Source organism: Pedobacter sp. AC402 (assembly GCF_979252805.1).
In genome coordinates this window covers 702,724-728,394 of sequence record NZ_CEEDAI010000011.1, presented here as the reverse complement: position 1 = coordinate 728,394, position 25,671 = coordinate 702,724, and the positions used below count along the sequence as shown (strand labels likewise).

The window sequence follows — 25,671 nt, the reverse complement described above, 5'->3', positions numbered from 1 at the left end:
TGTTAACGGATTTTACTCCAAACTAAAAACGCCCAACTATATTCCCTCTGCCATTTGCAGTGCTTTACGCAGGGCTGCAATTTTATTATTTACTTCCTGCATTTCGGTTTCCGGAACTGAATCGGCCACAATGCCCGCACCGGCACGGTAATGCAGTTCATTGTTCTTGCTCATAAATGTTCTAATCATAATGGCATGGTTAAAATCTTCATTAAAACCCATAAAACCAATTGCGCCTGCATAAAAATTTCTGCCGAGTTTTTCGTTTTCATCAATCAGCTGCATGGCTTTGTATTTTGGCGCACCACTTAAAGTACCCGCTGGGTAAGTATCTGCAACTACTTTAAAAGCACTTACATCTTCCTGCAAATGCCCGCTTACTTTGCTAACCAGGTGGATCAGGTGGGAGTAGTATTGTACTTCTTTAAATGATTTTACTTCAACACGGTTACAGTGTCTGCTCAGGTCGTTCCTTGCCAAATCTACAAGCATTACATGTTCTGCACTTTCTTTAGGATCCTGCTCTAGTTTACGGGCCTGTTCGGCATCTTCAATGTCGTTTCCGCTGCGTTTAAAAGTACCTGCGATGGGGAAAATATTTGCAGTATTGTTTTTAATGGTGATTTGTGCTTCTGGTGAAGAACCAAATAATTTGAAGTTCCCGTAATCAAAATAAAACAGATATGGTGATGGATTTATAGAACGCAGGCAACGGTAAACATTAAATTCATCGCCAGAGAAAGCTTGTTTAAATGCCCTCGAAGGTACAATCTGAAAAACATCCCCGCGGTAAATGTGCTTTTGAAGTTTCTCTACCAGATCCATAAAACCCTGATCGGTAAGATTAGAGCTTTCTGCACCGCGCAATTGAAACTTATATTCAGGATAATTTTTATTCTGAATCAGGTATTCCATTTTCTCCAATCCGCCTTCCTCTTCTCCTTCAAAAGTATTTTTGAAAAGCGTAATTTCATTTTTGAAGTGATCGATGGCAATAATGTAGCGGTACAAATGGTATTGCATTTCCGGAATATCTTCACCCTCGGGGGTTTCAGAAGTAAACTTAATATCTTCAAAATGCTGCACAGCATTCCAGGTAAAGTAACCGAATAAACCGCTCGATATAAACTTGATTTCAGGCAATTCAGTTTCTCTGAATTTATCTTTAAAATCGGCTATTTCATCAATAAGGTTTTTGCTTTCTGTAATTTCTACCGTGCCATCAGGGAAATAAGATTCCAATCTTGAGCCCTTTAAAATGATGCCTGCAACAGGATCTGCACAAACAAAGCTCATTGAGTTTTCTCTGCTGTGGTAATCGGAACTTTCTAACAGGATGCTGTTGGGGTACACATCACGTAAGCGTAAATAAATGCTCACTGGCGTTGTGGTATCGGCAAGCATTTTTTTGTAAGTCGTATTTATTTTATACATGATAAAGGTAAATGGTGTAAGCTATAGGGCTTAAGGTTTGCATTTCGTATTTTTTAACAATAAAAAGCCCGGCGTGTGGTTCTACGCCGGGCTTTAATGGTTCTTTAATAAGGTTTAGGTTGATAAACTATATTTTGTTCATACGCAGCCAGCGCAATCCGTTCGAATTACTTTGCCAAAGCCAGGTATGTATATTGTTGATCATGAGCCACAAAAATATAAAGAATTTTGAAAAATGGAAATATTTATGAAAATAAGTTTAGTAAGCGGTTAAAAGGTGGAGATTGTTCATCCGAATTAAAAGTTTCTTTTGCCTAATATCATCATTGAGAGCGAAGTGTAGCGCAGTTAGGAAATCTACTTAACAGATCTCTCCATTCAAGATGAAGATTCCTTACCCATTTCGTTATTGCGAGATGGCTTTTTCAGCCAGCGAAGCAATCTTACAACGATCGCTACAAGCAAGAGATAACGATTCGCATAAAGTAATAAAAAAATCCTGCTCTTTTGAAGCAGGACTTTATATATTACGTGTAGAAATACCGGTTAAGAAACCCCAAAGAATGATCTTCCCGGAACATCTTTAACCAATAATAAAATAGCTACGATAATTAAAATCAAGGCCAGGCCGAAGAAAACAGCAATAGTGCGGTGCTTTGCAACTGCTTCAGTTACCTTTTTTGATTTTGCATTTCCAATGGTGATTAAAATAATTGCAATAATCATCATTGAGGTATGTTCTGCCTTAAAGTACCGGCCAATGGCAGTGCTCATTGGTAATTTGGTTAACGGGCTCAGGGCAAACAATACGAGGCCAATCAAAAGCTGAATATGTACACTGATCAATGTAAAAACATTCAGCTTGCGGTTACCTTCTGTGTATGTTTTATTGCCTAACCAGCCCGATAAAGCATTGATTACAGCGATAACCAATAAAATTAATACGATGTAGCGCCATCCGGAGTGCGCAGATTTTACGATGTTGTACATTTTTATCAAATATGTTTAGCCAAAAATAGTCATTAATTGTAAAATATAGGATATTCAGTAGAATGAACACTAATTTATATTAGTTTTAAACAAATTAAACACTAAACTTATTATGAAGAAAATTTTACTTGCCATTGGGCTGGTATTTTCTACTACATTTCTGTTTGCACAGCAAACAACCTTCCCTGTTAACGGCTCTTTTGATACCAGACCTGGAATGTTTGCCTTTACCAACGCAACAATTGTAGTAAATGCCAACCAAACCTTATCAAATGCCACACTGTTAATTAAAGGACAAACCATACAGGGCGTTGGCGCCGGTTTGGCCGTACCAAAAGGTTATGTGGTAATCGATTTGAAAGGGAAATTTGTTTACCCATCGTTAATTGATGCTTTTACAAGCTATGGCCTGGCCGAAGCACCTGCACAACAACGGGGCTTTGGTGGTCAGCGACAATCTATTTTTGTTTCGACCAAAAAAGGTGCGTATGGTTGGAACGAATCCATCAGGCCTGAAACGTATGTTAAAAATATTTTTTCTACCGATACTAAAAAGGCCGACGAATTGCGTAAAGCAGGTTTCGGAAGTGTTAATGTAATCAGTAGAGATGGCATTGCCCGTGGAGTGTCTGCAGCAGTAACTTTAAATGAAGGTGCAGATAACAGCGTTATTTTGAAAGACCAAACCGCAGCGAACTATTCGTTTAACAAAGGCACTTCATCTAATGATTACCCTACCTCACTCATGGGTTCGATTGCCTTACTGCGCCAAACTTATTACGATGCGCAATGGTATGGCAAACAAAAAGATGAGTATAACATCTCTTTGGATGAATTTGGCAAACAACAAACTATGCCGCAGATTTTTGAAGTTGATGGCTGGCAGAACATTCTCCGTGCGGATAAAATTGGCAAAGAGTTTGGCAAGAAATACATCATTAAATCAACCGGTGATGAATACCAGCGTATAAACGAGGTAAAAGCGACCGGAGCAAGCTTAATTATTCCATTAAATTTCCCTAAAGCTTATGATGTGGAAGATCCTGCGGAAGCCAGAAACCTGACTTTATCGCAAATGAAGGGCTGGGAACTTGCACCTACCAACCCGGCAAGCTTAGAAAAAGCAGGAATTAAATTTGCTTTAACTGCTTTTGGGTTAGAGAACAGCCGCGATTTTTGGACGAACATCCGCACGGCGATAGAAAATGGCTTAACCGAAAAGCAAGCCTTACAATCGGTTACCGAAATACCTGCTTCATTGTTGGGTATCAGTGATAAAGTTGGTTCCCTTGAAAAAGGAAAAGTGGCTAACTTTTTAATCTCATCTGATAATTTATTTAAAAACGGAAACATTATTTTCGAAAACTGGGTTCAGGGTAAACGCTTCATCGTAAACAAAATGGATGTAAGCGATGTACGCGGCACTTACAATTTAAATGTTGATGGTGTTGGTGCTTTAACGCTAAAGATAACAGGAACAGGCGGTGGATCTACCGCTGCAATTGAAAGATTGGGTACAGATAGCGTAAAAACAACTGCCACTTTTACCAGAAACGGAGATTGGGTAAGTATCAATTTCAATTTAAAGAAAAGTCCGAAAGGCGATATCCGCTTAAGCGGTTACATTACCTCTGCAAACCCGGTAACTATAAAAGGCGAATCGGCATTGGCTGATGGCACCAGCGGTAAATTTACTGCTACTTACAAAGAGGCCGCAAAAGATACTCCTAAAAAAGATGAGCCTAAAGCAACCTTGGCATTAGGCCCTGTTATTTATCCTTTTTCTGCCTTTGGGAGTACAGAATTACCTAAACAGGAAACCGTATTAATTAAAAATGGTACTGTTTGGACGAATGAGAAAGATGGTGTTCTTTTAAATGCTGATGTACTTTTGGAAAACGGAAAGATTAAAGCCGTTGGTAAAAACCTTTCGGCAAGTGGCGCAAAAGTAATTGATGCTACAGGCAAACACGTTACTGCCGGTATTATTGATGAACACTCGCACATTGCCAGTGCTGGTGGCATTAATGAAGGTGCACAATCGGTATCTGCCGAGGTTCGTGTTGCCGATATCATCAACTCTGAAGATGTAAACATTTACCGCCAGCTGGCCGGTGGTGTTACCACTTCGCATATCCTGCATGGCTCGGCTAACCCAATTGGGGGTCAGTCGCAGTTGATTAAACTCCGTTGGGGTAAATCGCCCGAAGAATTAAAATTTGCTGGTGCTGATGGTTTCATCAAGTTTGCACTGGGCGAAAATGTTAAACAGAGCAACTTTGGTACTGGTGCACGTTTCCCGGTTACGCGGATGGGGGTGAAAGCAAACTTTTGTAGATGAGTTTACCCGCGCAAAAGAGTATGCAAAAGCAATTTCGGTTAAAGGCAACAGTGTACGTAAAGATTTAGAGCTGGATGCTATTGTTGAAATCCTGAACAACAAACGTTTCATTACCTGCCACTCTTATGTACAGAGCGAAATTAACATGTTAATACATGTTGCAGATAGCTTAGGATTTAAAATAAATACTTTTACGCACATTTTAGAAGGTTATAAAGTGGCCGATAAAATGAAAGCACATGGCATTGCAGGCTCTACCTTTTCTGATTGGTGGGCATATAAAAACGAAGTTGCCGAGGCCATTCCCTACAATGGAAAAATTATGCACAACGTGGGTATTACTACAGCCTTTAACTCAGACGATGCCGAAATGGCACGCCACTTAAACCAGGAAGCAGGAAAATCGGTATTGTATGGTAACGTGCCTGAAGAAGATGCGCTTAAATTTGTAACGCTTAATCCGGCCAGAATGCTTCATATTGATGATAAAGTGGGCAGTTTAAAAGCCGGCAAGGATGCCGATGTGGTAATATGGACAGCCAACCCGCTTTCTATTTATGCCCGCGCTGAAAAAACATTTGTTGATGGTATTCCGTATTGGGACATTGATAAAGATGCCTTGGTGATTAAAACACAACAGGCAGAAAAAGCCCGCCTGATTCAAAAAATGTTGGATAGCAAAAGTAAAGGCGGCCGCACACAACGCCCAATGGGTGATGCACCACGATTATACAATTGCGAAACTTTAGAAAACTATTCTGCAGAATTAACCGAGAAAGAACATGCACACTAACATGAAAACATATTTATTCAGTCTGGCTTTTTCGGCTTCGAGCCTGATGTGTTTTGCGCAGGCAAACATTTCGCCAGCTAAAAAACAAAGTAAAACCATAGCCATTACCGGTGCCACAGTACATGTAGGTAATGGAACAATAATTGAAAATGGCACCATCCTTTTTGGTAACGGTAAAATTATTTCGGTTACGGCCAATGGCCAGGTACCACAAGATGATGTGTTGCGTATTGTAGCTACTGGCAAACACATTTACCCGGGCTTTATTGCCGCTACTACAAATTTAGGCTTAACAGAAATTGAAGCGGTAAAAGCAACATTGGATTTTCAGGAAATCGGCGATTTTAATTCGCACATCCGTTCCATTGTAGCGTATAATACCGATTCGAAAGTTCCGGCCACGTTGCGCAGCAATGGGGTGTTAATGGCACAGCCAACTCCACAGGGCGGTACGGTTTCGGGCAGTTCATCAGTTGTGCAGCTCGATGCCTGGAACTGGGAAGATGCAGCACTTAAAACGGATGACGCCATGCACATGACCTGGCCTGTTACGCCTCGTTTTAGAGGTGGTTTTGGAGGCTTCGGCCGGCCGCAGCAATCGCCAGAATCGTTAGCGGAAAGAACACAGGCAGCCATTGCGCAGTTAACCTCCTTTTTTGCTGAGGCTAAAGCTTATTCGGAAATGGGCAAACCAGAAGTGATTAACACGCGTTTCGAAGCGATGAAGAAAGTATTTGCAGGCAACGAAAAACTGTTTATCGCGGCCGATAGTCAGAAAGATATCGTTGCAGCTGTTAATTTCGCCAAAAAGTTTGGCATTACGCCTGTAATTACGGGTGCTGATGAAGCTTACCTGATTATCGATTTCTTAAAAGAGAACAACATTACCCTGGTGGTTAAACAGCCTCATGCTTTACCCAACAACAATGATGATGATGTAAATATGCCTTATAAAAACGCTGCTGTTTTGGCTAATGCCGGCTTAAACGTGGTATTGAGTATTGATGGTTACTGGCAACAACGCAACCTCCCTTTTATGGCGGGTACGGTTACTGCATGGGGTTTGGATAAAGAAAAAGCATTATCTACCATTACTTTAAATGCAGCCAAAGCAATGGGCGTTGATAAAATTACGGGCAGTATTGAAACCGGTAAAGATGCCACTTTCTTTATCTCGGCAGGCGATGCTTTAGATATGCGTACCAATAAAGTGGAACAAGCATTTATACAGGGCAGAGATATAAATCTTGATAACCTGCACAAACAATTGGATAAAAAATTCAGCGATAAATATACCGCCGAAAAGAAATAGCATTTTAATGATTAACTGGTTAATTGTTTAAACCGGTTAATTGACTGTTAAAGCTTAAAATTAGAATGGCCGATATTAATTTACCGGCCGTTTTTTGTTTAATAACGATTTGGCTGGCTTTACGGCTGATCATCAAACGTCCATATCTGGACTAAAACACCAATTATAAAATTGGCTCCCTAGGATTCGTCCCGATGGGACGATCTGTGAATATTACAGTCTTATATCGTCCCATCGGGACGAATCCCAGGTGGAAAAAACATGGTTGTTTTTTCCGTTCCGTAGGAATGTTTCATCCTTATAATCAAATCTCAGTAAGTTCAAGCGCCTCTTTACTAAATTTTAAATAGACAACGGTTAGTTTTGTACCTACCGAATAACGGGAATAATCTTTGGGTTTTACCCTGATTCTTATTTTATCTTTTTTAGCTGGTCCGGCAAAAGTCAGGTATTCTGCATGTTCTGTTTTATCACGGTTGATCACTACACTAATTAATTTGTTTTTACCCCTGGCTTTATCCTTTTTCCAATTGGCACTATCGTAGCTCATTACCAGCCAGGCAAAGCAATAGCAAAAACCATACATAGCAAAGCCCGCACCTACAAATAAAATATAATCGTAGTACTTAAAATCTGCAAAGTGGTCTTTCAACAGTAGCGCAGTAAAAGCCATCAATAAAAATATACTTCCCCCTAAAACCATTGGGAGAACCTTTTTAACTCCTTCTTCCTGACTTGCTATATGCTTTAGATCTTCATCATTTAAAGGAATATTTTCTTCTAACTGTATTTCCATATCCATCGGTTATCATCGGTGCCCCCCCAACACTAAATAGATTTGCTTTACAAGTAAAATTAAGTGATTAATATTAATTTAATCATTATTGGTAAAACCAAGATAATTTATTCAATTGCTGGCACCTGCGCTACACGTGTACCAACGTTAAGTATTATATTTTTTCCTATATTTAAATCATAATCATCTCTATAAAAACCATACCCCACCAACCCTCCCAAGGTTAAAATGGTTTATTCGTATTAATTTATAAAAGTTATACATGCTTTTGCTCATGCACTGGCAATAAAAAATATAGAAATGAGCCGTAAATATAAATTCCATAATAAAGAGGGATTATACTTTGTAAGTTTTGCCACAGTATATTGGTTGGATATTTTTGTTAGACGCATATACTGCGACATTTTTGTTGATTGCTTAACTTATTGTACAAAAAACCTTGGTTTGGAACTCCACTGCTGGTGCATTATGACAAGTCATGTGCATTTAATATTTAGTGCAAAAAACAATAATCCAGATAAGCTGCTCGGTAGGATAAAAGAATATACTTCCAAACAAATTGTGAAGGCCATTAAAGAGAATGGTAAAGAAAGCAGAAAAGAATGGCTGCTGTGGATGTTTAAGCGGGCAGGCTCAAAAAGCAGTAATGTTACAGAATATCAATTTTGGCAACATAACAATCAACCTATAGAATTATGGAGTGCCGAAGTTATTGAGCAAAAGGCAAATTACCTGCACGAAAATCCGGTTGTTGCTGGCTATGTTAACGAGGCCTGGCATTGGAAATACAGTAGCGCGATAGACTATAGCGGAGGTAAAGGATTGATAGAGTTGAATGAACTTTAATTTTTTTTATAGCACACGCGGCACGCGTGCGCTAAATTATTAAAAGCAGCACACGCGTGCCGCGTGCGCTAGCGAAAGTTAAATACAACCGAAGCGCTGGCGCACGTGTCCCACGTGTGCCTAAGCGTAAGGTTAACATTAATTTAACACTCAGGGGCAGTATTAATTTATGAGTAACATTTTATTTTAACATCAGCCTATAAAAAGGGCAATCACTAAACCATTTCATAATATTAAATCTAATTCGGCTTAACACCACATTAACATCTTTGTCATCATAAAAAATCAGAAAAATAATCATGATGAAAAATTTACTTATTGCAGTGTCGCTACTGTTTTGCATTGTCTACAACCGGGCAAGTGCGCAAACCACGCAGGCATCAATCTCTGGTATTATAACCGATCAACAGAAAAAGCCTATTCCCGGGGTTTCTGTACAGATCAAAAACAACTCTACAGGGTTTACCACCAAAACATCTACCAATGCCCAGGGCGAGTACACTTTTAAAGAGCTTCCTTTGGGTGGGCCATATTCAGTAAAAGCAGTTTATGTGGGTTTTGGCGAGCAAACCAGAAATGGCTATATGTTAAACCTTGGCGATGTGGTTAAGGTGGGTATCACCATGCAGGAAGCTTCACAAGATTTAGAAGCCGTGCAGGTAATCGCTTCAGGTTTAAGAAACAAAGTTCAAAACTTTGGTGCTTCTACAGAAATTTCTGCTAAAACAATGAACCAATTACCTGTAAACGGGCGTAACTTTTCCAATTTAATGGATTTATCTCCGTTAAGTCGCGGCGGCAATATATCGGGCCAGTTGGGTTCATCTACAAATTATACCATTGATGGTATGAATGCTAAAAACCCAACATCGGCTGGTAGTACAACCAGTAGAAGTGGTGCGCCATACTCAATTTCTATTGAGGCTGTTCGTGAGTTTAAAGTAGTAACCAACCAATATGATGTAACTTTGGGTAGAGCTCGGTGGAGGTACTGTAACTGCAGTAACCAAATCGGGTACAAATACAGTAAGTGGAAGCGCATTTGGTTACGGAAGGGCTGATTGGTTATCATCACGTTATGATATCAGAGGTGTAAAGCGCGATAACGATTTCTCTACTTATCAATACGGTTTTACGTTGGGTGGACCGATTATTAAAGATAAATTACATTATTTCGTGGGTTTAGATCATCAGAAAGATGCCCGCCCATTAATTATTGCCGATGTAAATGGCCCTGCTGATGAAGCCCGTTTCAGAATTACGAACAGTACTTTAGCACAGTTTTTGGATGTTGCACGTACTAAATATGGCGTAGCAAACACCCCTCAGTATGGTTCTTTCGATAAAAAACGTGGATCTGATGCTGCTTTTGCCCGTTTAGACTGGCAAATTAATGATAGAAATTTGTTAACCATTCGTGATAATTATACGAACGACAGAAACCCACTGGGTTTGGCTGATAATACTGCGATTAACTTCTACGAAAGTTATGGTAACGATAAAAACGTTGATAATAATTTATTGGCAACTTTACGTTCAACCATCAGCAGCAAAATTACCAACGAATTAAAAATACAGCATTTATATACTTACCAGGCAAGTACGCAGAATGATGAATTAACAGGTGCCATTCCAAGAGCAATTGTAGGAAACATAAAATCAGACCTTGCTGATGGTACCAAGGGAATTTCTACTGCGATACAAATTGGTGGCCACCGTTTCGGGCAGGAAGGTTTTACCAATAATGTTTTTCAATTGGTAGATAACTTTTATTACAATACCGATAAGGTTAAATATACATTTGGTGTTGATGTAATGTATACCAATGCAAAATCGCTTTATGGTAGTGAGGTAAACGGCCGTTTCGAATATTCAACTTCTCAAATTCAGGATCCTGCTTTTCCAAACGACCCTACAAAAAAGATCGAAGTACCGGCAATTACAAACTTTAACAACCTTGCGCCAAACAGATTTTACCGCGAAGTACCATTGGTTGCAGATCCAACTGTTAAAGCTGGCATTTGGAATGCTGCTGTTTACGGGCAAATGCAAACCAAACTGGCTAAAGGTTTAGATTTTATAGGTGGCTTACGTATCGATTACAGCACGTATCCTAAATCGCCGCTTAACCAACAACTGTTTGATGCCATTGGCGTAAGAACGGATAATGAGTTAAAACAATTTTTAATTCAGCCAAGAATCCAATTTAACTGGGATATTAACGAAAACAGAACAGATTTTGTACGTTTCGGAGCAGGTATCTTCGGTTCGGATGTGAACAATTATGTAACCATTAACAACTTAACCTTTGATGGTAAACACTTGGCAACAGTTGATGTTTTTGGCAAAGATGTACCCACACCAAACTTTATAGGTTATAGAAATGGTACTGTTGCTACCCCTTCATTAACGGCTTTACAGGTACCAACAATTAATACTTACGCTGAAGATGCAAAAATCCCGGTGGTTTATAAAGCCAACTTATCATACAGTAAATTAATTACCGATAAACTTAAGGTTGGCATTACGGGTTACGCAACATTAGGACGCAACAACTACATGTATGTTGATAAAAACATGGCGGCAAATCCTTACTTTACCCTGGCTAATGAAGGTAACCGTGGTGTATTTGTACCAACTTCGAGTATCACTGCAAGCAATGGTGTTGCCGATTGGAAAGGCGGACGTTTAACCAACCAGTTTGGCCGTGTGTTAGAATTAAACAGTAAAGGGGAAGTAAATCAGTTCGCTGTAGTTTTAGATGCGACCTGGAACTATTTTAAGGATGGAGAAATCTCGGCAAGTTATACTTATAACGATACAAAAGATAATACATCATATAATGGCAACGTGGCAAACTCTGCTACCTTATCTCTTCCTGTTAAAGATGATCCGAGAGATTTAAGCAAAATGTCTTATTCAGATAATCAATTCCGCAATAAGGTTGTTATTTATGGCACTTCGCCAAGTTTTTATGGCTTTAGGTTAGGTGTTCGCTACTCTGGTATTGGCGGAACGCGGTATAGTTTGTTGGCAGGCGGCAATATCAACGGTGATTTTGTGGCTACAAACGATTTGGCTTATGTGTTTGACAGAAACAATCAAACTGTACCTGCAAATGTTCGTACAGGCTTACAAACATTATTGGATAATCCAAACGCAAGCCAAAGTTTAAAAGATTATATTAATAAATACTCTGGTGAGATAGCAGAGCGAAATGGCGGTGTGAATGACTTTTTTGGCATTGTTGATTTAAAGTTAAGCTATCAACTTCACCTTAATAAAAAGCACAGTATCGAATTCTCTGGAGATGTATTTAATTTTGCAAACCTGCTTAACAAAAAATGGGGTGTAAATGAAACTTTGGGCAACCAGGCTTTATATGCGGTTAGCGCATTTGATACCGCAAACAAAGCTTATACTTATCGTGTAAACAACACTGGTATTGTTACCCCATCGGGCAACCCTTGGCAAATACAAATCGGTTTACGTTACGGTTTTTAATTAAATATTAGCTAAGTATCTTAGCTTAAAGTCATAAAAAAGGGGAATGGATTTTTATCCGTTCCCTTTTTTTATGTTTGCATTTATAAACAACAAAACTTAATGGGATTATTACTTAACTACCTGAAACACCACAAGTGGATTGTGGCTTTGGCGCTCTTGCTTGCAGGTATAAATATTGGCTTTTCACTCTTAGATCCATACATCACAGGTCGTATTTTAGACCGTTTTATCAATAAAAAAGATTCGCTCACTTACAGCCAGTACCTTTGGGGCTCGTTGGGCTTAATCGGTTTGGCAATTGGTGCGGCAATGGTTTCGCGTATTGCTAAAAACTTTCAGGATTATTTTACCAGTGTAATTGTACAAAAGGTGGGTGCAAAAATGTATGCCGATGGTTTACAGCACTCTTTAAAATTACCTTATCAGGTTTTTGAAGATCAACGCAGCGGCGAAACCCTGGGTATTTTGCAAAAGGTACGCTTAGATTCGGAGAAGTTTATCACTGCCTTTATCAGCATCCTTTTTGTAAGCTTAATCGGAATGATTTTCGTAATCGTGTATTCGGTTTCGGTAAGTTATAAAGTTACTTTGGTTTATTTCTCTGCCATTCCGATCATCAGTTTTGTGAGCTGGTTTTTAAGTCGCAAAATTAAAACCATACAACGTTCTATCGTTGGCGAAACCACTGCTTTAGCGGGTTCAACCACCGAATCATTAAGAAATATCGAACTGGTTAAAAGTTTAGGATTGGCAGATCAGGAAATAGAAAGGCTAAACAAAACCACTTACAAAATTTTAGGCCTGGAGCTTAAAAAAGTAAAATATGTGCGCAGTATGAGCTTTGTTCAGGGTACTACGGTAAACCTGGTGCGCAGTACAATGGTGCTGGTTCTGCTGTTGCTTATTTTCGATAATTCTATTACCGCCGGACAGTATTTTTCATTTCTTTTTTACTCCTTCTTCCTTTTTGGCCCATTGCAGGAGCTTGGTAATGTAATTTTAACCTGGCGTGAGGCTGAAGTTTCGTTAGGGAACTTTAAAAAGATTTTGAGTACACCAATTGATAAGAAACCGGAGAACCCTACTTCGATTACCAAAATTAAAGACCTTACTTTTAGCGATGTAGGCTTTAAACACCAAACGGCGAACAGAAATGCTTTAGAAAACATTTCCTTTAAAACACATAACGGCCAAACCATTGCTTTTGTTGGTCCGTCGGGTTCAGGCAAAACTACATTGGTTAAATTGCTCGTTGGCTTATATCAACCAAAAGAAGGTGAAATTTTATACAATGGCATTCCGAGTAATGATATAGATCTTGATGCCTTAAGGGAGAAAATTGGTTTTGTAACACAGGATACGCAATTATTTTCGGGTACGATTAGAGAAAACCTATTGTTTGTAAACCCTAATGCAACCGATGAGGAATGTTTTAAAGTATTGAACCAGGCAGCCTGCCAAACATTACTGGCACGTGCAGATAAAGGTTTAGATTCGTTAATCGGCGAAGGTGGTGTTAAGGTTTCAGGAGGCGAAAAACAACGTTTATCAATTGCGAGGGCTTTACTGCGCCAACCTGATATTTTGGTTTTTGATGAAGCCACTTCCTCTTTGGATTCGATTACAGAAGAAGAAATTACCAAAACCATCCGTTCGGTTTCAGATTTAACCGACCACATTACGATATTGATTGCCCACCGCTTATCGACCATTAAACATGCCGATAAAATTTACGTTTTAGAGAAAGGCCATATCATTGAGCAGGGTCGCCATGAAGAGTTAATTGCACAAAATGGTCTATATCAGGCCATGTGGCGCCAACAAATTGGCGAGCGAGTTGTTGAAGCTTAGGAACAAAAAATTATTGTTATGTTACTAGCACAGGTTGAAAGCAATCAGATTGCGATGGTTATTATTATTGCGGCCATACTTTGGCTGGCATTAATATTAGTGGCATTGTACCATATATCGAGAAACAGCAACATTGGTTTTTCGGTTAAAGTACTTTGGTTTATCATTATCCTCTTGGCTCCTTTTTTGGGTTCGATCATTTATCTGATGTGGGGCAAGAATAAGAAGTTTTAATTAATGGTATAGTTTGTATCATTATCTCAATGGTCTGTGTGCTCACAGACCATTTGTTTTTTACCGTTAAGAATTGTAGAGTTATCAACTTTATAGCAACCGCGCTATTAAAGTTGACAACTCATTTTAATTAAATTCCCATAGTCTGTATCCCCACAGATCATTTGTTTTTTACCATTAAGAATTTTAGAGTTGTCAACTTTCTAGCAACCGCGCTATTAAAGTTGACAACTCTTTTTCAATCCCCACAAACCACTTATTATTTACCATTAAGAATTTTAGCGTTGTCAACTTTCTGGCAACCGCGCTATTAAAGTTGACAACTCTTTTTCAATCCCCACAAACCACTTATTATTTACCATTAAGAATTTTAGCGTTGTCAACTTTCTGGCAACCGCGCTATTAATTTGACAACTCTTTTAATGCCATCCCCATAGTCCGTGTCTCCACAGATCATTTATTATTTTACCATTAAGACTTTAGAGTTGTCAAATTTCTGGCAACCGGGCTATTAATTTGACAACTCTTTTTCAATCCCCACAGACCATTTATTATTTTACCATTTAGAATCTCAGAGTTGTCAACTTTCTGGCAACCGCGCTATTAATTTAACAACTCTTTTAATTAAATCCCCATGGTCTGTGTCCCCACAGACCATTAATAAATTACCTCCCAAAACAAAGGCACAATGGTTTTCTTTTTTTTGCATGAGGGATAGCAGTGGAAATCCTTTTTTTGATCCTTCATCAAAAAAAGATTGAAACGTATAGCCCGACCCTTGCGCAGCTTGGGGCATGCCCAAAATCATCTACAAAAATATTCTTATCGTATTTTCTTTCTTCGACTAATCCGCTTTAGTAGTATGCTCATTAATATCCTGCAGACTCAGCTTGGTTAACGATTTCGTTTTTAACCAGGTAATTCCGGCAATGGCGAGCGTCATTGTTCCACCAAAAACCACCGAAGGGATGGTACGCATCAGCTTCGCGGTGAGGCCTGATTCGAATGCGCCAATTTCGTTAGATGAACCAATAAACATACTGTTTACCGCCGAAACCCGTCCTCGCATTTCATCGGGGGTTAACAGTTGCATAATTGTTGATCTGATGATTACGCTGATGCTATCGAAAGACCCCTCCAGGAATAAAAAGAAGAGTGTGAGGTAGAAATTTTTAGATAAGCTCCAGCAGATGATGCTTAAGCCGAAACCTGTTACGGCGATTAGTAAATTGCGCCAGGGCTTGTTCATTGGCGAAAAGCGCGTCATGGCGAGCATGGTAAAAACTGAGCCTGCAGAAACCGCAGCCCGCATAAAACCTAAACCTTCGGGCCCAACTTTTAAAATATCGTTGGCAAATACAGGCAATATTGCAACAGCTCCTCCGAAAAATACTGAAAAGAGATCTAAACTCATTGCCCATACCATCATTTTGGTTTTAAATACAAAGTTTATCCCTTTCAGCAAACTTTCTTTAATGTTTTCTTTGGGTATGAACTGTGGAGGATGCACTTTTAAGAAGAAAATACAAATCAGCGCAATAAATACGAAAGTTATAATAACCATGTAAGTAACGGTGATGCCGAAGAAACCGTAGGTAATGCCACCAATTGCCGGCCCTAAAATGGAAGCCATTTGCCAGCTTGAGCTGCTCCAGGTACTTGCATTGGGATATAGCTCTTTAGGCAAAATTTGCGCCATTAAAGAAAATGTAGCCGGACCAAAAAATCCTCTGGCAATGCCCATCCCAAATACGAGTACATACATGATGAGGGCTACAAGGTTTACCTTAAAATTAAATAAGGTGAAGATGATATTGAATTGCTGAAGGTTAAATTGCGAAAGGGTTACCAGCAACATAATGATGGTGCAAATAAATACCCCTATAAATATTTTAAGCAGTAAGCCTCTTTTTTCACTTTTATCGGCTACATAACCTCCATATAATGCAATTCCTATGGCGGGTATGGCCTCACAAAGACCAATAAAACCGAGTGCCAATGGATCTTTTGTAACGTGATAAATATAAATTCCAAGTACTACCGCCTGCATCTGGTAGGCAAAAGTGAAGAAAAAACGCATGCCCAAATAAGAGCGGAACTCTCTAAAACGCAATGCTGCGTAAGGATCGGGTTTTACGATAACGGAGTTGGGATCTGAATCTGCCACAGGAAAAAAAAGTTATATGCAAAACTACGTTATGAAAATTAAAAACAGGAATGGATATACAATAAGATTATTCTTTTAGCTATTTAAAGGTAAAGTTGCCCTTGCTAAGCTGAAATTTTGAGCATAAAAATGCCCGATGAATAAAATTATTCATCGGGCATTAAAATAGAGGCTTAGTAGCCAGGGTTTTGATCGAGCATATTATTTTTATTTACTTCATCGCGACTAAATGGCCTGAAATAAAGTTTATCGTTCCAACTCCTGCTCTCTTGCGCATTCTCCTCTACCGGACTATATGTATAATCGTAAATGGTATTATCGTAATGATATGGTGCAGACATGGTTTTACCAGGTTTAAATTTACCGGTAACTTTAATGTAGGTGGTTTTCCTGCCCAATGTTTCACCTGCAATTAACCAGCGGCGGGTATCATGGTAACGTTGTTCTTCGTAAGCCATTTCAATACGGCGTTCGTGGCGATAAATTGCTCGTAACCCTTCCTGATCTGTGGCGGTTACTGCTGGCATACCTGCCCGGAAACGAATTTTATTTAACCAATTGGTCGCCTTACTTAATTCGCCAAGCTCAATACTGGCCTCGATATAATTAAATACCGCTTCGGTATACCTAAAGAAAGGCCAGGGCACATTTTGCGACATAGAGGCATCTACAATTGTTGGATCTGGATCGATAAATTTGTGGTAGTAGTAACCCGTCCAGCTGCCGTTCCAGTTTTCGATAGAACTTGCGCGTGTATCCAATCCTTTAAAGTCTATACGGGCACCATTATCAATTAAATCATATACTCCAGTTTGGATCTGACTTGCCGGATCAACATTGCCTGATGCTTTATCGCGGGGTTTCCATCCGGCACCATCGTATAAAATGGTGGCATAAAAACGAGGATCTCTATCCTGATAAGGGTTGGCTTTTTGGGCAGGGTTTGCCCAGCTAAATTTGCTGCCATCTTTCATCTCATAATCATCAACCAATAAGCCGATAGGCGTATTACCTGCCCAGTTGTGGTAACCGTTCGGACCATTTTGCTGCGCATGTTTAATGTTGCTTTGGATAATAAAATAACGTGCAAAAATTAATTCTGAAGCAGCGGTAGCATCTATCCCTGGTGCTTTACTGGCCCCGCCCATGGCGATACTTTTATAATTTACCTGTCCATCAGCTACAGAGGCCGGAGCATTAAGATCTAATTTATATCCTGTACCCAATTTGATAACAGCATCTGCAGCTGTTTGTGCAAGGCGATAACGTTCTGCCTGATCGCCACTTGCATAGCTTAAAAAATCTAACGTTTTAACATCAATATTTTTCACCTTCTCAGTAAGTTTGGCTCTGTTGTGTAAATCGCTTGCAGCATATATCAGCACTCTCGATTTAAGGGCCAAAGCGGCAAGAGCAGTGGTTCGCCCTTTTTCCATGGCCTTACCGGTTAATAATTTATTGGCTTCATCGCAATCTTTTACAATAAAGTTTACACATTCCTCATAGGTGTTGCGCTTAACGTTATAGTTATCATCCAGCACATAAATTTTAGTTACTAAAGGCACTGCACCATAGAAACGCAACAACTGATGGTAAAAATAGGCCCTTAAAAAATAAGCTTCACCCAGTAACTGATCTTTTAACGCCTGACTGGTAAGTGCATTATCACCACTGGTAATTTTTTCAATAGTAATATTACATGCCCTGATGCGGTTATACATTTGTTTGTATGCCCAGGTATCATCTACCCAACCTAGTGTAGAGGGATTGATGGTGGCGTTATTAATAAGATCGATACCGCGCGTAGGGTGTGTAAATAATGCTTCATCGGATACGGATGCCAACATTTGCTCAGAAAAACCTCCGTTGCCCAAGCCGTTATAAATATCGTTAACAAAGGCCTGTGCCGTTGCAGGATCTTTCCATACCGATTCGGAAGGTACCTGGCCAGGTGATTCTACATTTAAGAAGTCTTTCTTACATGCAAATGCAAAAAAGGTAACAAAAATCAATAGATATAGATTTCTATTCTGAATTATTGCTTTCATATTTTTCATTGTAATTGATAAATAGCTATACATTTAAAAAGTGGCTTTAATACCAAAATTAATTACCCTGGCTTGAGGATAATATTGCCCGCTGGTGTTGGTAGATTCTGGATCCCATATCTTGATTTTATCCAGCGTAGCCAGGTTGAGGCCATTCGAATAAACCCTTACACTGTTTAATCCAACTTTTTCTACTAGCGTGGTTGGCAAGGTATACCCTAGCTCTACATTTTTAAGCCTGATGTAGTTATTGCTACGCAACCAATAGGTATTGTTTAATGCATTATTGCTATCGGTATAATAGGTAGCACCCCGGTTGGATAAGCGTGGATTTACCGAACTTGGATTATCAATGCTCCAACGGTTTAGGTACGACCATTCTAAGAAGTTACCGATATCGCCCGATTCTGTTAAACCAACAATCTGCATTCCACCGGTTGCACCTTGAATAAGTACCGATAAATCGAATCCTTTATATTGCAAATTAAAATTTACACCGCCGGTAAAAGTTGGCGTTCCGTTTTTATCCAATCGTATTTTATCATCAGCATTAATTTTACCGTCACCGTTAATATCTTTAAACTTCATATCGCCAGGGCGAAGTGTTCCGGTAAGAGCGCTATAATTAAGGGTATTTGCATTAATATCAGCCTGATCTTTAAATACGCCATCATAATCATATACCAGCCATGAACTGGTTACCCTGCCCGTAGAACGTTGCCATTCTGGTGCACCAGGTGTTTCATCCCAAAATATGATTTTGTTTTTGGCGTATCCACCGTTTACACTTACACCAAAGTTTAAATCACCAACCTGGTCGTTATAACTTAATTTAAATTCGAAACCTTTGTTATTTACCTTACCCAGGTTTACAGGGGGTAAACGATCGGTAATGCCTGAGCTTTCTGGCACAGAACTGCCTCTGCTGATCAGGATATTGGTACGTTTGTTATAGAAATAATCGAACTCCAATGATAGTTTATTATTTAAGAACGATGCATCTAAACCAATGTTGGTATTATTGGCCACTTCCCATCCAAAATTAAAATTGGGCACTTTGCCTTCGGTTAAGGTTTTGGTTACTAAATCATTGAAGATATAGTTTCCGAAATTCATTAAGCTTAGGTACTGATATTCCTGTAAAGCATCTCCAAAATAGGCTTCAGCACCCATCTGTCCGTAAGATGCCCGTATTTTAAGGTTGTTGATGAACTTCACATTATCTTTAAAGAACGGTTCTTCAGATAAACGCCATCCAACTGATACCCCAGGAAAGAAACCGAAACGCCTATCGGTTGGGAAGATATAAGATCCGTCAACCCGCCATAAAAATTCTGCAAGGTATTTCTCTTTATAGTTATAACCTGCCCTACCAAAATAGCTTAAGCGCGCCCTTTTAAACAAGTTATTCGGGTCGCCGGGATTATTTCCTAAAGATTGCTCCCTTTCATCACCAGCAAGTAACTCCTGAACTGAAGAAGATATATAATACCTTCTAAAAGCGGTAAAACCATCATTATTTACGGTTTCGCGTGTTACACCAGCCATTAAGCCGATATTATGATCGCCAATTTTTTTATCATAATTAACCATTCCGGTCAGGTTTACAGCGAGCTGTCCGCCTGCAGTTTCCCTAAGCCTCGGGTCGGTATACTGAGAGCGTACAGTACCTGTTAATACTGGCGTTACTCCATCTGCTGCAAAAGTTTTTTTATCCCAGTCGTAGAGTGTCCATGGCAGTTGCCAGTTTTTTTGCCGGCCTGAATATTTATCTATAGCCGCGGTTCCGGTTACTTTTAATCCATCTACCCCAGGAATTTTAATTTCTACTTTTCCTGTAGTTTGAAAGTAATCGCGAACATCTTTGTTATAACCTGTTAAATCGGTAGTAGATACCACCGGATTATAACCATATTCGATATCCCTGCCCGGTTGCCCGGTAGGCCAAATGGCAATTTCATTCGGGCGGCCCCTCATTAAAAACCTAAATATATCGCCAGCCCCTACGGTAGGGAAATTACGATCTTCCTCTCTGGCGGTTACTCCTAAGGTAGTGGTAATGTATTTACTCAGCTTTGCTTCAAGATTAAAACGCATATCGTACTGCTTATAACCCGTTGCCGAATTTTTATAGTAGGCATCTTGATCAAGGTAGCCCAATGAAACCAGGTATTTTACATTTTCACTTCCGCCATTAATCTGTACGTTATGCTTTTGCTGAGGTGTCCACGTTTGGAAAGTAGTTTTAAACCAATCGGTGTTTGGATACCTTAACGGATCTGACCCATCACCAAATTTTCTGATTTCATCAGGTTTGAAGGCCGCATTAATCGTTTTTCCTCCGGTAGAAAGGTAAGAACCTGTACTTTTGAAGCTATTCCATGCGGCTGTCCATTCGTTTGGATTTAGATCGGAACCGAAAATGTTCAACTCGTTTAAAATTTCGGCATACTGAACAGAATTAGCCATTTTTGGTATTCTTGTAGGCTGCTGTAAACCGTAGCTAAAATCATAAGAGAACTGCGGCTTGCCTGATTTACCCAATTTAGTGGTGATCAGAATTACGCCATTTGCAGCCTGCGAACCATAAATAGCGGCAGATGCATCTTTTAATACGGATACACTTTCGATATCATTTGGATTTAAACGTTCAATACCCCCGGCACGATTAGGAATCCCATCAATTACAATTAAAGCATTATTATTTCCAAGCGAGTTTATTCCGCGGATACGGATGGTAGAGCCATCATAACCAGGCTCTCCACTTCCCTGCAGGGCAGTAACACCAGGTAAGCGGCCGGCTAACGAATTGGTTAAGTTTACAGATGATGATTTTGCAAGTTCGGTACCTTTTACAGAAGCAACGGCACCGGAAACTACCGCTTTTTTTTGGGTTCCATAACCCACTACCACTACCTCTGATAAATTTTGATTGTTTTCTAATAAACGGACATTGATATTCGTTTGGTTTTTCACCTGCACTTCCTGATCCACATAACCCACATAGGTAAATACTAATGTAGCATCCTCGGGCACTTTAATGCTAAATTTACCAGATCCATCTGTTACCGTGCTTGCGGCACCACCCTTTAGTTTAACACTCACACCAGGAATTGGACCTTTAGCATCAGTAACCTGCCCTTTTACAGTAATATCCTGAAGCGGAGGTTTGTAAAAATCAAGAGGGGATTTTTCGTGCAATACAGCATCAGCGGATCTGCTGCTAAACGGAGAAAAAATTAGACCACCACCGCAAACAAGAAACATGCTACTTCTGGCAAAAGTCCTTAATAGATTTTTTTTCATAGTTTTCAATTTATTTTGGTTAGATATTGATTGTAATGCACTTTAATACCCATGCGTAACATAGAGCTGTCATAAGACGCATGATTAAAATCTGGATTTACCGAAACAAATAGCTACAGCATATTCTCGCAAAGAATTTATTCAATTGCTCTGAACGAATCAATAAATCAGTGTTAACCATTATTAACCACCCTTATCTGATAAATAAGCACATTTGGGGTTAAAATCTACTGTGTACGACGTACCCATATTTAGAATTGCCGACTATAACAGTTCATATTTGGTTGTACGCAATATAGGAATATTCAGGATTTAAAAAAGGGGGTAAAATAATATTTATGAGGGGCACACTCGTAAAAAAACAATTACATCACTACACAATGTACAACTTATTATACAGCAGTAAATATTATTGTAAATAAGAAGTAAGTGGAGATTTAAAAAATTTAAATAAGTTATAGTACTAACTTATTTTATCAAAAGAGATGCCTCTTTCTAACTTTTGCAGGTAGGCTTTTAATACAGCGTGATCGGGCTTTTCCAATTGCGGATCATTTTCGAAAAGCTCAATTACCGTATTACGGGCTTCTGCTAAGATAATTTGATCTTTGGCCAAATCAGCAAGTTTCAAATCAAGCACACCACTCTGTTGAGTTCCAGTAATATCGCCAGGGCCGCGTAATTGCAGGTCGATCTCCGAAATCTCGAATCCATTGTTGGTTCTCACCATGGTTTCTAAACGGATTTTACCTTCTTTACTCAGTTTATTACTACTCATTAAAATACAGAATGACTGTTCTGCCCCCCGGCCTACCCTGCCGCGCAATTGGTGGAGCTGCGAAAGCCCAAATCTTTCGGCATTTTCAATTACCATCACAGAAGCATTAGGCACGTTTACACCCACTTCTATAACTGTGGTGGCCACCATAATTTGACTTTTACCTTCAATAAACTGTTGCATTTCGAACTGCTTATCTGCATTGGGCATTTGGCCGTGTACAATACTCATTTGGTAATCAGGCCTTGGAAACTGATAACTCAATTGCTCTATACCTGCTTCAAGATGAAGAAGATCTAACTTTTCGCTTTCCTTTATTAACGGGTAAACAATGTAAACCTGTCGGCCTTTGGCAATTTCCTGTTTCATAAAACCAAACATCCTAAGGCGTTGGCCTTCGAAAAGATGTTTAGTTTCTATAGGTTTCCTGCCAGCGGGCAATTCATCGATTACAGAAACATCGAGATCGCCGTATAAGGTCATTGCCAGGGTACGCGGTATTGGCGTGGCCGTCATTACCAGAATGTGAGGAGGAATAATATTTTTACGCCAAAGCTTGGCGCGTTGTTCTACCCCAAAACGATGCTGTTCATCAATTACCACGAGACCAAGATTCTTAAATTGCACTTTATCTTCAATCAGCGCATGCGTTCCGATCAAAATGTCTATTTCACCATTTTCCAGTTGCTCATGTAAAATGGTCCGCTCTTTCTTTTTCGTACTTCCGGTAAGAATGGCCACCCGAACAAGATCATCAGTTACCAGTTCTGTAATGGATGCATAGTGTTGCCGCGCTAGAATTTCAGTCGGAGCCATCATACAAGCCTGATAGCCGTTGTCATTGGCCAATAACATACTCATTAGCGCAACAGCCGTTTTGCCACTTCCTACATCGCCCTGAACAAGCCGGTTCATTTGAACGCCGCGTTGTGTATCAATCCTGATTTCCTTAACCACACGCTTTTGGGCATTGGTTAATTCGAAAGGTAAAAACTCCTTGTAAAAGCGGTTCACCTTCTCGCCTACTTTATCAAAAGTAACCCCTTTAAATTTTAATTGCCTTAAATGCTTATTGTGTAAAAGCTGTAACTGTATAAAGAACAATTCTTCAAATTTCAAGCGTCTCTCCGCAGCACTTAAATCTTTTTGATTCTTAGGAAAATGGATATTTAAAAATGCCATCTTTTTATCTGGCAATTGGTATTTATCAATAATATATTGAGGTAAAGTTTCAGGAACCTGGGGAATAACCTGATCTAACAATCCCGCAATTAAACGTTGCAGACCTTTTGAATCAAGATTAAATTTTTTCAGCTTTTCTGTAGAGTTATAAACCGGCTGTAAGGTTAGGTTTCCTCTGCCCACCTGTTTTCGCTGATACAGTTCCATTTCAGGATGTGAGATACTGAATGTTCCATTAAAGATGGTAGGCTTTCCAAAGGCAACATACGCAGTACCAACAGTAATGTTTTCATCAACCCACTTTAAGCTTTGGAACCAAACCAGTTCCATAATTCCGGTTTCATCTTTAAAAATAGCAACAATGCGTTTTGCTCTTTTATCGCCGATAACTTTTTTATTAATTACCCGCCCAATGATCTGGATATACTGAGCATCCGGATTGATCTGATTAATCTTAAAATATTTTGTACGGTCTATATATCTAAAAGGATAATGCGAAAGCATATCCCCATAGGTAAAGAGGCCTAAATCTTTTTTTAAAACATCAGCTCTGCTTGGCCCAACGCCTTTTAAAAACTCCACAGGTGTATCTAATACCGAATTAAACAAAATATCTTATCGTTTCTTGTAAACAACACTCTTCAGCAACTGCGCATTAAAAATAGCAATCGATACCAGCAAAAGCAAATAAGCGAAAAGCTGGTTTATACCTATCTCCTCTTTAAAGTAGAAAAATGCCACGGTAAAAGCAACAATTGGATTGAGATAGATTAAAATACCTAAGGCGGATGAAGGCATACCCAACAGGGCATAAGAATTTAAAAAGAGTGGGATAATGGTAAAAACAACCGCAATTAAGAAAATATGCCCCCAGAAGAAAGTTTCAGTAGGTACGGGTGCAGCGTTAATAAAATACCATGGAAGCATCATTAAGCCCGATAGTATAAGCTGAATACCTAAAAAGTTAAATTTATCTACATCCTTAATTACCTTTAAAACAATAATGTAGAGGGCATAAAAGGATGCGATGATGATAGCCCACATTACTTCATGCAATGAACCCGTTGCCAATATTAAGATGCTTAAAAAAGCTATAACTAATGCAATTACTTTAATTTTGGATAACTGTTCTTTTAAGATGATAAATCCGCAAAGCGCGGTTAACAAAGGACAAACCATATAAGCAAAGGCTGCTGCCTTTAAGCTTACATTGTTTACAGCATAAATATAAGTGAACCAGTTTCCGGTAATCAGAACGGATGACAATAGCGTTAGCAACGATAATTTGATCCTCTTTGCGGTGGTTAATGCCTTCAAGATAATCCAATCATGCTTTAGCGCTTCCTGCCTGAATAAAAGTATGGTCGCCCAAACTACAATAATGGAAACAAATATTCGATAGTATAGAATTTCATGCGGAGGGAATCCTTTTATATCGCGTAAAGGAACGGACATTGTTCCCCAGATGATGTAAGGAATAATGCCCGCTATAAAATACTTGCTTTTGCCTGCTGCCAAAATTATCCTACAATGGCAATAACAGAAATTTCTACGTTAACGTTTTTAGGAAGTACCGAAACCTGTACTGTTTCTCTGGCAGGAAAATCGGCTGTAAAGTACTGCCCATAAATTTCATTAACCTGTGCAAAGGTACCCATATCACTCAAGAATATAGTAGATTTTACAACATTATCGAAACTTAAACCTGCTTCGAGTAAAACTGCTTTAAGGTTGCGCATTACCTGATGAGTTTCCTCTTCGATATTGCCAATGTTTAATTCTCCATTTTCAGGATTGATGGCAACCTGGCCTGATACGAATAAAAAATTACCAGCCTGTACAGCCTGGCTATATGGTCCAATTGGGGCTGGAGCATTTGTTGTTTTAATAATTTGTTTCATACAATTAATTTATTTGGCAAGCCATTGAATAAGCTTGTAGATGATGCCTGCAAGAAAAACTAAGATGGCCAGTGCATTAATAAAATGCATAATTTTTAAGTTGATATTATTCGGCCTGTTGGGATCTTTTTTTCTAAAGAAGTACATAGTACAAACTTAGCTAAAAAGCTTAATACAGAAAATTT

At 39.2% G+C, this 25,671-nt stretch carries 18 protein-coding genes and 1 pseudogene; 9 read left to right on the top strand and 10 right to left on the bottom strand.

The features are described from left to right. Positions 1 to 36 precede the first annotated feature (36 nt). Positions 37 to 1,434 carry an anthranilate synthase component I family protein gene (locus AC0IWE_RS22170; protein WP_200912301.1) on the bottom strand — a complete coding sequence of 466 codons (1,398 nt, stop codon included), beginning with the start codon at positions 1,432 to 1,434 and terminating at the stop codon, positions 37 to 39. A 546-nt stretch (positions 1,435 to 1,980) separates the two neighbouring features. Further along, entirely contained in the window at positions 1,981 to 2,424 is a 444-nt protein-coding gene (locus tag AC0IWE_RS22165; protein ID WP_471794755.1) for a cytochrome B, read from the bottom strand. A gap of 112 nt (positions 2,425 to 2,536) precedes the next feature. On the opposite strand from AC0IWE_RS22165, the gene AC0IWE_RS22160 reads away from it, so the two are divergent. From AC0IWE_RS22160 to AC0IWE_RS22150, 3 genes are all read left to right on the top strand, one after another. Beyond that, entirely contained in the window at positions 2,537 to 4,765 is a 2,229-nt protein-coding gene (locus tag AC0IWE_RS22160; protein WP_471794754.1) for an amidohydrolase family protein, read from the top strand. A gap of 145 nt (positions 4,766 to 4,910) precedes the next feature. Next, the gene (locus AC0IWE_RS22155) at positions 4,911 to 5,558 is read left to right on the top strand and encodes an amidohydrolase family protein (RefSeq protein WP_471794753.1); all 648 of its coding nucleotides are present in this window, start codon (positions 4,911 to 4,913) and stop codon (positions 5,556 to 5,558) included. A 1-nt stretch (position 5,559) separates the two neighbouring features. Beyond that, complete coding sequence (locus AC0IWE_RS22150; protein WP_055909119.1) at positions 5,560 to 6,870, top strand: amidohydrolase family protein; 1,311 nt, start codon at positions 5,560 to 5,562, stop codon at positions 6,868 to 6,870. A 304-nt stretch (positions 6,871 to 7,174) separates the two neighbouring features. Here AC0IWE_RS22150 and AC0IWE_RS22145 read toward each other — a convergent pair whose 3' ends face one another. Further along, positions 7,175 to 7,666 (bottom strand): hypothetical protein, encoded by a 492-nt coding sequence (locus AC0IWE_RS22145; protein ID WP_471794752.1) that lies wholly within the window; start codon positions 7,664 to 7,666, stop codon positions 7,175 to 7,177. Between the two features lie 300 nt (positions 7,667 to 7,966). On the opposite strand from AC0IWE_RS22145, the gene AC0IWE_RS22140 reads away from it, so the two are divergent. The 6 genes and pseudogenes from AC0IWE_RS22140 to AC0IWE_RS22115 all read left to right on the top strand — a co-directional run bounded on the left by AC0IWE_RS22140 (position 7,967) and on the right by AC0IWE_RS22115 (position 14,104). Further along, positions 7,967 to 8,512 (top strand): transposase, encoded by a 546-nt coding sequence (locus AC0IWE_RS22140; RefSeq protein ID WP_055909126.1) that lies wholly within the window; start codon positions 7,967 to 7,969, stop codon positions 8,510 to 8,512. A 299-nt stretch (positions 8,513 to 8,811) separates the two neighbouring features. Further along, positions 8,812 to 9,573 (top strand): carboxypeptidase-like regulatory domain-containing protein, encoded by a 762-nt coding sequence (locus tag AC0IWE_RS22135; RefSeq protein WP_471794751.1) that lies wholly within the window; start codon positions 8,812 to 8,814, stop codon positions 9,571 to 9,573. 1 nt (position 9,574) lies between these two features. Next, positions 9,575 to 9,655: pseudogene (locus AC0IWE_RS22130) on the top strand (hypothetical protein); the annotation flags it as partial. 33 nt (positions 9,656 to 9,688) lie between these two features. Continuing rightward, entirely contained in the window at positions 9,689 to 12,016 is a 2,328-nt protein-coding gene (locus AC0IWE_RS22125) for a TonB-dependent receptor (protein ID WP_471794812.1), read from the top strand. Between the two features lie 102 nt (positions 12,017 to 12,118). Then, positions 12,119 to 13,870, top strand: coding sequence for an ABC transporter ATP-binding protein (locus tag AC0IWE_RS22120; protein WP_055909133.1), 1,752 nt, complete (start codon positions 12,119 to 12,121; stop codon positions 13,868 to 13,870). Positions 13,871 to 13,888: 18 nt separating this feature from the next. Beyond that, positions 13,889 to 14,104 (top strand): PLDc N-terminal domain-containing protein, encoded by a 216-nt coding sequence (locus AC0IWE_RS22115; RefSeq protein WP_055909134.1) that lies wholly within the window; start codon positions 13,889 to 13,891, stop codon positions 14,102 to 14,104. 844 nt (positions 14,105 to 14,948) lie between these two features. On the opposite strand, the gene AC0IWE_RS22110 is transcribed toward AC0IWE_RS22115, so the two are convergent. The 7 genes from AC0IWE_RS22110 to AC0IWE_RS22080 all read right to left on the bottom strand — a co-directional run bounded on the left by AC0IWE_RS22110 (position 14,949) and on the right by AC0IWE_RS22080 (position 25,633). Beyond that, a complete protein-coding gene (locus tag AC0IWE_RS22110; RefSeq protein WP_471794750.1) occupies positions 14,949 to 16,271 on the bottom strand; it encodes an MFS transporter in 1,323 nt (440 codons plus the stop codon). A 173-nt stretch (positions 16,272 to 16,444) separates the two neighbouring features. After that, a complete protein-coding gene (locus AC0IWE_RS22105) occupies positions 16,445 to 18,319 on the bottom strand; it encodes a RagB/SusD family nutrient uptake outer membrane protein (RefSeq protein WP_055909526.1) in 1,875 nt (624 codons plus the stop codon). Between the two features lie 33 nt (positions 18,320 to 18,352). Then, positions 18,353 to 21,625, bottom strand: a complete 3,273-nt coding sequence (locus tag AC0IWE_RS22100) for a SusC/RagA family TonB-linked outer membrane protein (RefSeq protein WP_471794749.1) — start codon at positions 21,623 to 21,625, stop codon at positions 18,353 to 18,355. Positions 21,626 to 22,088: 463 nt separating this feature from the next. Next, on the bottom strand, positions 22,089 to 24,194 hold the full coding sequence (gene recG / locus AC0IWE_RS22095; protein ID WP_471794748.1) for an ATP-dependent DNA helicase RecG: 2,106 nt from the start codon (positions 24,192 to 24,194) through the stop codon (positions 22,089 to 22,091). A gap of 6 nt (positions 24,195 to 24,200) precedes the next feature. Beyond that, on the bottom strand, positions 24,201 to 25,103 hold the full coding sequence (locus AC0IWE_RS22090) for an EamA family transporter (RefSeq protein ID WP_471794747.1): 903 nt from the start codon (positions 25,101 to 25,103) through the stop codon (positions 24,201 to 24,203). A 2-nt stretch (positions 25,104 to 25,105) separates the two neighbouring features. Then, positions 25,106 to 25,486, bottom strand: a complete 381-nt coding sequence (locus AC0IWE_RS22085) for a RidA family protein (RefSeq protein WP_055909148.1) — start codon at positions 25,484 to 25,486, stop codon at positions 25,106 to 25,108. Positions 25,487 to 25,495: 9 nt separating this feature from the next. After that, on the bottom strand, positions 25,496 to 25,633 hold the full coding sequence (locus AC0IWE_RS22080; protein WP_369800161.1) for a DUF6728 family protein: 138 nt from the start codon (positions 25,631 to 25,633) through the stop codon (positions 25,496 to 25,498). Positions 25,634 to 25,671: the final 38 nt, after the last annotated feature.